Raw genomic sequence first — 8,503 nt, forward strand, 5'->3', positions numbered from 1 at the left:
AAGCGCGCGTGTGCGCAGGCCAGATCGCGCTTCCCTTGACTTGAATCAGACGCCGGTGCGCCCGCACGCGCGAGCCTCTCCATTGCTCCCATTGACTTCGTGCGCGATCCGCACCTCTGCGCCATGCCCTACCTGACCAACGACGACCTGCCTCTGGGCGTACGCAATCATTTGCCACCGCATGCGCAGGACATCTTCCGCGCCGCGTTCAACCACGCCTATGCCGACCACGCCCTGGACCCGCGCCGCGAGGAAGCGGCACGCCGCATCGCATGGGGCGCCGTGAAGCGCCTGTATGTCCGCGCGGGCATGTACTGGGTGCCGCGTTGAGCGATCCCTCCCCGCTTCACCTGTGCGATGGCACCCCATGAATACGCCGCCCGACGACACCCGCGCTGAACGCCTTCTGCGACTCATCGCTGCGCTCGCGACGGAATTGCACGGCGAAGCGCACGATTTCGGCCGCGATTCGACGGGCCTTTCCATGCGGGTTTCGATGCGGGTTTCGATGAGTACGCAACTCGAACGCGATCTCGGTTTCGACAGCCTCGCGCGCGCCGAACTTGCCGAGCGGATCGAGCAGGCTTTCGCCGTGCGCCTGCCGCCCGACGCGTTTGCCGCGGTTACCCCCGCGGATCTCCTGAAGGCGATCGAACTGGGCGCAGAGGCCGCGCCGCGTGAGGCCGAGCCCCGCGCGATGCCTCAGTCCGAACCGCGAAGCGCCCCCTCGCTGGAGGCACCCGGCCACGCCGAGACGCTCGCCGAAGTGCTCCAATGGCACGCGCAGCGGCACCCGGACCGGCTCCATCTCACGCTCGTCGAAAACGGCGCCTCCACGGAACTCACCTACGGGGCGCTGTTTCAGCGCGCCGCGCGCGCGGCCAACGCCCTGCGTGCACTCGGCGTGGACCCCGGCGCGCGTGTCGCGCTCATGCTGCCAACCGGCGCCGACTATTTCATCGCCTTCGCGGCGTTGATGCTGTGCGGGGCCGTGCCCGTGCCGATCTATCCGCCCACGAGCCTGGCGCAGCTCGAGGAACACGTCGAGCGCCACGCCTCGATCCTTGCGAACGCCGAGGTTTCCACGCTGATCGCTTCGGCGTTGCTGGGCCCCGTTGCCCAATTGCTCAGACTGAAGGTCCCGACGCTGCGCCAGATCGTCACGAGCGCGGCCCTTGCCCCGCCGCCGCGCGAAAACGACGAGCAGGCGCCGCTCGTCAGCACCGCGCCGCACGACCTTGCCCTCCTCCAGTACACCTCGGGCAGCACTGGCGAGCCCAAGGGCGTGATGCTGAGCCACGCGAATCTGCTTTCGAACATCCGCGCGATGGGCGAGCGCATGATGGTGCAGCCCAGCGACAAGCTCGTGACCTGGCTGCCGCTCTATCACGACATGGGGCTCATCGGCGCGTGGCTCGCTCCGCTCTATTTCGGCTTCCCGCTGGTGGCGATGTCGCCGCTCGCGTTTCTGGCGCGTCCCGCCATCTGGCTGGAGACGATCTCCCGACACCGGGCGACGATCACCGCCGCGCCCAACTTCGCGTACGAATGGTGCGCGCGGCGCCTGCCCGAGCGCCAGCTCGCCGGGCTCGATCTCGCCTCGTTGAGGTTCGCGTTCTGCGGTTCCGAGCCCGTGAATCCGGATACGCTACGTGCCTTTGCCGAGCGTTTCGCGCCGTTCGGGTTCGACGCGCGCGCCATCACGCCGGTTTATGGCCTCGCCGAGAACACGCTTGCCGTCACGTTTCCTGCGCCCTCGCGCGGCCTGCGCGTCGACTACGTGCAACGCGAGGCGCTCAGTACGCGCAGCGAAGCCGTCAAGGCGCGCGAGGACGATGGCCCGCTTGCGCTCGTCGCCTGCGGCTATCCGCTCGCGGATACCGGGCTGCGTATCGTGGACGACCAGCGGCAGCCGCTCGCCGAGCGCCGCGTTGGCCATATCGAGTTTCGCGGCGCGAGCGCGACGGCTGGCTATTACCGCAATCCCGAGCAAACCGCGCGTCTCGCGCACGACGGCTGGCTCGACAGCGGTGACCTGGGTTATCTCGCCGAGGGGGACCTTTTCATCACCGGGCGCGCCAAGGATTTGATCATTCGCGCGGGTCGCCACATTTTCCCGGACGAACTGGAGCATGCGCTCGCGCAATTGAGCGGCGTCGAGGCGGGCGGCGTCGCGGCCTGCGGCGAGCCCGATCCCCTGGCTGGCACCGAGCGTCTCGTCCTGATCGTCGAAACCTCGCTGCGCGAGAGCGCCGAGCGCGCCGATCTGGAAGCGCGCGTGAACGCCGTCGCACGGCGGCTGTGCGGGGCACCCGCCGAGCGGGTGATGCTCGTCGCGCCCCACGCCATCCTCAGAACGCCGGGCGGCAAGATCCGCCGGGCCGCGACGATAGAACGCCTGCGTCACGGCACCGCGCCCGAGCAACCGGCGGGCGCTTTCGCGCCCTGGCGTCAAACATTCGCGCTCGCTGCCGCCAATGCGGTTCCGCTCGCGCATGCGGGCGGTGCGTGGCTGCGGCGCATCGCGCGCGGTGCCTGGTGCTGGTCGCTCGTCGGACTCGCGTTTTCCGCTGTCTGGCTCCTCGTGACGGTCGATCGCGACCCCGCGCGCCGCTGGCGCACAGCCGCTCGAGCCTGCCGCATGGTATTGCGCGCAATCGGGTTGAACGCGACGCTGCGCGGCGCCGAGCGCTTCGATGCGGCGGCGCACCCCGTACTGGCCGCCAATCATACGAGCTATCTCGACGTCGTCGTGCTGCTCGCCACACTGCCGCAACCCGTTCACTTCGTCGCCAAGCGGGACCTTTCAGGACGTCCGTTCGTGGGCGGCCTGCTGCGCGCGCTCGGAACCCGCTTCGTTGCGCGCGACGACTATGGCCAGAGCCTCGCCGACGAAGCGCGCCTCGTAGACTGCGCACGTGCCGGCGAAACGCTGCTGTTCTTCCCCGAGGGAACCTTCGTGGCCGCGGCCGGCCTGCGTGCGTTCAGGCTGGGCGCATTTCGCGCGGCGGTTCTGGCAGGCCGCCCGGTTCTGCCCGTCGCGGTGCGCGGCGCACGCCTGGCACTGCGCGATGGGCACTGGATACCGGAGCGCGGCAACATCGAGATCGAATTGCTCGATCCGATCTACGCGCAGGGCGCCGATTTTCGCGCGATGGCGAGCCTGCGCGAGCGCACGCGCGCGGCGCTGCTTGCACGATGCGGTGAGCCTGATGCAGGCGCGCTGGCCGCGCCGGGCGAAATGCCGGGCAGTCATAGCCTGTCGAGGGACGGTGCTACGCTGCCACAGCCGTAACAAAATAGAAGGATAACTAAACGATTGATTTTAGCGTGTCGCGGTTCGACGGACTCCCGCGCAAGGCCGCCCTTGGTAAGTGCACAGTGCGGCTCACGCGAGCCCAACCGCGTGGCGTAGCCGCGTCGCGCAGGGCTGCAGCAGTGTCCGCGTAACAGTCGCTCATGGTGAGGAAGTTCGGGAGACGTTGAAAACGATAAAGCCCGCATTGCGCGGGCTTCGAGATTCAGCGACAGCATCGGAGCGTCCTGATTAACGGCCATATTAGGTAGTTTTTGCCAGAGGTCAAATAAATGTCTCTTTCCAATTCATCAAATGCAGCGCGCATCGAATCTGGTTCGATTTTCAGATTGCTCCGATAGATGAATCGAATTAGGGGAAAACAATATATCCGGTTAGGCGGAGGAAACGTTGCGGCTCCGCCCTCGCATCACCTTTTCAAACGAGAGGTATCGCACATGGACAACACCGTAACCGCGCGCAGTGTCGCTCGCCTGGGAGCGCCATGAAAAATCATTCAGACCGCATTCCCGAAGTCTACAAAAAGCCCGAGCGTAACCTCGAGATTGACGGGCCAGCACTGCCGCGATGGTCGCCGCCTGATAGCTGGGCGCTACCCGATGACCACGAGCACAAGACGCGCCCGGTTCTGATTCCGGTCGATGTTGAGGGGCGCGAGGCTATCGGAAAGACCTATCGCTATGTCGTGCATTGCCGAACGGATATTGACATTCCCTCGTATCCCGACGTCATCACGTTCGACCTCGACAGCATCGTCGGAACCGAGGTCACGTTATCCATCGACGTCCCTGGGAAGGGGGAATTTATTCCCGGCATGCCAGGAGATAGCGGGCGAGGCAACCGGGGCTTCCACATACGCCGGATTTCGGGATGCGTGACGAAAGCCAGGTTCGTGCGCCGCGACGACCGGGCGATGGTCTATCAATTCGTCATTGAACCGGCCTTGGCCCTGGCAAAGAAAGGCCGGAATTACCGCATATTCCAGGATTGCACGATTGTAGAAGTTCTGCAGTCCATTCTTGCCCGCTATCCGATGGGAGTGGACTGGAAGGCACAAGGCCCCCTTCTAATTGACCATTACCCTCAGCGCGACCTGATCCGCCAACACTTCGAAAGTGACTTCACGTTCTTTCAGCGCCAGTGTGAGGCAAACGGCCTTTTCTGGTGGTTCCGCCACGAGAAAGGAACACACGCGATTGTCGTTGCGGACTCGTTGGGATCGTTCAGATCGCACGGCGAAGCGTACGAAACGCTGCGCTATTCGACCGATAACCGCTTTGACGAAGAGCACATCGACCGGCTCGAAGTTGCGAGCATGCAGACCGAAGGCAGCGTAACGACCGTTGACCACGACCAGACACAGCCCCGCATGTCGCGCGTGAATACGCCGCTACGCGGAAATGACGCACACCCGCGCGATACGGCCAACGCAGATCAGGAGTATTACACCTATGCCAACGTGAGTCAGCCGCTACAAGGTGCAATGGGACTGAATGCCCATCCCAATGATGTGGACGCGGAAGCGCGTTTCGCGGCGCTCGTGCGCATGCAGTCGTTAAGGTGCAACGGGTTGCGCGCGAAGGGCCACGGCAACATGCGCGGACTGCTTCCCGCGCACACGTTCAACCTGACTGAATATCCGGTTGCGAAGTTCAACCAGGTATGGCTCGTTGTGTCTGCGAAACTGAAAATCAGGGACACCGGGCAGGCAAGCGGCACAGCACAGGAATTTACGTGCGAAACGAATTTTGTCGTCCAGCCCGTGCGCGAATACTTCCGCCTGCCCTTCAAGACAGAATGGCCCACGGTTCAACCCGAGCGCGCGATTGTCACTGGCCCGGAGGGACAGGAAATCTGGACTGATGCACATGGCCGCATCCGGTGCCAGCTCGTACCCGACAGAAAGGGGAAGTACGACCAGAATTCATTCATCTGGATTTATCCGTTGCAGCCTTCTCAAAACAGGCAGATGGGCACAACTGCGGTTCCGCGCATCGGCAGCGAAATCATTATCGGGTACGTGAACGGTAATCCCGACATGCCCTTCGTGTACGGGAGCGTTGTCAACGCCACGAACATGCCCGCGTGGGAGCTACCACGGAATCAATGGCTCGTGGGCATGCGCAGCCGCATGGAGGGTGGCTCATCCTCAAACCATCTGGCGCTGGACGACACGAACGGACAACAGCAGGCGCAGCTTGCGAGCGATCACGGCAAGTCGAGCCTGAGTGTCGGATTCAACACGCGCATCGACGGCAACGATGGACGGCAGGACGCGCGCGGTGAGGGCTTCGAGGTGCGGACCGATTTCTGGGGCGTACTGCGCGCAGCAAAGGGCCTGGTGCTTACGACCTTCGGGCGACTCAATGCGCGGGGCAAGGTCAAGGACATGACCGAGACGCACGCACAACTGACCCAGGCGCGCGGCCTGCATGAGGACTCGGCGCATCGCGCGCAGCAACACGGCGCACAGGACGATACGGGTAATCAGCGCGACGTGTCGGATGCGATCAAGGAGGCCAACGCCGCCGTTCGTGGGCAGGCTTCGAGTGGCCCTGACTCTTTCCCCGAACTGCAAAAGCCCGATATCACGATATCGAGCGCAGCCAACGTTCACGTGGCGGCAACGGACAGCGCGCACATCATGGCGGGGGATCATGTCGCCATGACAGCTGGCGGCAACGTCAGCATCGCGGGGGCCAAGTCATTCTTTGCTTCAGTGCTCGGCATGGTCTCACTGTTCGCGCAGCAGGCCGGCATCCGGCTCATTGCAGGAAAAGGCAAGGTTGAGATGCAGGCACAGAATGATGAAATGGCGCTCCAGTCGTTCAAGGATTTCGCGGTAACGAGCACGAATGGAAAGGTCGTGATTACAGCGGCCAAGGAAATCTGGATCGGTGCGGGCGGCTCGTATATCCAGATTACCGCAAGTGGTATCACAAACGGGACGCCCGGAACGATTCTCGAAAAGGGCGCGACATGGAGCAAACAGGGCGCAGACTCGCAACGCCAGGTGCTGCCGGGGCCGATTGGCAATACACCGGATTTCCTCGAAATCTCGCATCAGTATGACGACATCGCGGCGGTCAAGGGTACGCCCTACAAGGTCACACTCGGTGATGGCTCTATCGTGACGGGCAAACTCGACGCGAATGGCTACGCGCGTCTTGAGGGTGTACCTCCGGGTACGGCAACGGGCGAACTCCTGGAGGATGCGCGCGAGTGGAGCGCGACGCCGAAACAGGCCAACCGCTATACGGGCAGCGCAAGCGACGAACAGGCAGCAATCGATCTGGTAAAGAGCCTGAGAGGATAAGGGCATGGCAGATATAACAATTCCGATAAAAAGCGTAAAGGCTGACCAGGGCAGCGCAGTCGTGATGGCGGCCGAAGAGATCGAGCAATTCCTTGCACGCATTTATCCACTCCAGACAGTGCGCAGGCTGAAATCAGCAGACGTCATTGCAGGGCTATGGGTATCCCGAGTGAAAGGGCTTCACGAATCCGACGACTTCCTGCACCTGACGCGTGATTTTCTGGGCTACGTGATGTCGGGCGGAAATCGTTCGCTCGTGTCCGACCAGATCAGCTTTTTCTTTTCCGGTTTTATGCCGAGCTACGGCGCAGCGCGTACCTTTCTCGGAATCGTGGACGATGGTGGGAAGTGGCCCGATGTTCGCGCGTTCATGCACTTTCACGCCTACGGAAACGCAAAGAACTATGTTGAGGGGTTCGACTGGGGCGCGGGCCAGCAAAAGACGCAGACTGAAGCGAACGCATGGCTAAAAATTCTGTCCGATCAGGAAAAGAAACTCAGTGGAGCCGCAAGTGGCGCGCTTGCCTTCGTTGTACCCGACAATAGCAGCTGGCTCGGTGACGCGGCGAAAACAGGGACGACGATTGCTGAGGGTCAGGCTGAGAAGTCGGCCCTGAGACTGGCGATAGAAGCGATCACGAAATTTCCGGTCATTCGGACTATCGCACTGCTTACCTATTCCCCGAGCCTCAACGACGGAGAAAAGGAGTATCTGCAAGCCAGGCAAAAACAGCAGGCGCTTGCGCATCAGAATACGCTTGCCATTCCCGCGCCGCAGGAGCAGGTCAAGCTGGTTCCGAACACGCAGACTGTGGTGAGCCTGCCGCAGATCGAGAAAAACAAGCAGAACGGCGAGAAGTGCGAGAACAATGGCTACACCCTCATGGAGGACTCGCTCAGGTACAGGCGCCTGATCAATCCGCCGAAGGGCAAGGGACTGGACGGCCTGTTCGAGAAGATTCCGCCGATGAACGCGCCGAACCCCGCTCCGCCGCACGTGGCGCAGCCGGCACCGGGCGGCGAGTTGAAGTTCATCCCTGAAACGGCTCGCCCTCCGCAGCCTCAGTACAATTACACCAATCCTGAATCCGGCGAGCCGACCTATCCGCGATTCGTGGTGTTCGAGGCGAAGAACATCGACCAGTCGTTCAAGTCCGGCGATGACGAGGGTATAAAAAAAGCCGCGCAGCGGAGTCTTGGTGAGACACAAAAAGACGGAACGCAGATGGGAACTAGGTGGATTACCCCTAGAACTGAGCAGGCGTTAAACAGGAATGTAAAAAGTGGAAATATGACGGAGGATGATGTAGCGGACACTCAGAGGGAGATCGACATCGATGGTTACGCTCGATGGATTTTTATCTGCCTCCCCGGTCCAGTTGGCTCGCAGTCGAAGCTGTTTGTCTTTATCGACGTAGACCAGGCGAGCATGAAGATTGATCGGCCAGAACCCGAGGCAGCTCCGCAACAAACTCAAGATAATGGTTACAACTAGGATAAGCAACTATGGATTTTTCAAAGCAGAGACGGCAGAAATATCTGACTGAAAAGGAATATTCTGGAACGAAAGGAGCTTATGAACGTGGAATACAAAAATCTGCTGAGGCCTTAACCTCAGGCCGGCCTATGGCACCGACCGGACCATCAAATCTTCGATGGTCCATCGCACGGCATTATTTGGAGCTTTTACTGCTCAATTACACCGCTGGGCAACCCATCGAGGAATTGCGGGAGCAGTTTCCAGAAGTCATCAAGCGCTTTGATGTGTTCATTGAAAACGATATTTCAAAGCCTAATGATCCTGACACGCTGGAAATCACGCAGATCGACGCGTATGTGTACGTGTTCTGGCTTCTGGCCCTTTGCAAGCT

5 protein-coding genes are annotated in these 8,503 nt (G+C 61.5%); all 5 read left to right on the forward strand.

Features of this window, described 5'->3' with window-relative positions; genetic code table 11:
• Nucleotides 1-123: 123 nt before the first annotated feature.
• Complete coding sequence (locus VMJ11_RS04945; RefSeq protein WP_325617472.1) at nucleotides 124-330, forward strand: ChaB family protein; 207 nt, start codon at nucleotides 124-126, stop codon at nucleotides 328-330.
• Between the two features lie 37 nt (nucleotides 331-367).
• Complete coding sequence (locus VMJ11_RS04950; RefSeq protein WP_325617474.1) at nucleotides 368-3,295, forward strand: AMP-binding protein; 2,928 nt, start codon at nucleotides 368-370, stop codon at nucleotides 3,293-3,295.
• Nucleotides 3,296-3,800: 505 nt separating this feature from the next.
• The gene (locus VMJ11_RS04955; RefSeq protein WP_325617476.1) at nucleotides 3,801-6,632 is read left to right on the forward strand and encodes a type VI secretion system Vgr family protein; all 2,832 of its coding nucleotides are present in this window, start codon (nucleotides 3,801-3,803) and stop codon (nucleotides 6,630-6,632) included.
• 4 nt (nucleotides 6,633-6,636) lie between these two features.
• Complete coding sequence (locus VMJ11_RS04960; protein ID WP_325617478.1) at nucleotides 6,637-8,127, forward strand: hypothetical protein; 1,491 nt, start codon at nucleotides 6,637-6,639, stop codon at nucleotides 8,125-8,127.
• Nucleotides 8,128-8,138: 11 nt separating this feature from the next.
• A partial coding sequence (locus VMJ11_RS04965; protein ID WP_325617480.1) for a PoNe immunity protein domain-containing protein occupies nucleotides 8,139-8,503 on the forward strand: 365 nt, incomplete at its 3' end.

It is taken from the genome of Paraburkholderia sp., assembly GCF_035501035.1.
Classification (GTDB): domain Bacteria; phylum Pseudomonadota; class Gammaproteobacteria; order Burkholderiales; family Burkholderiaceae; genus Paraburkholderia.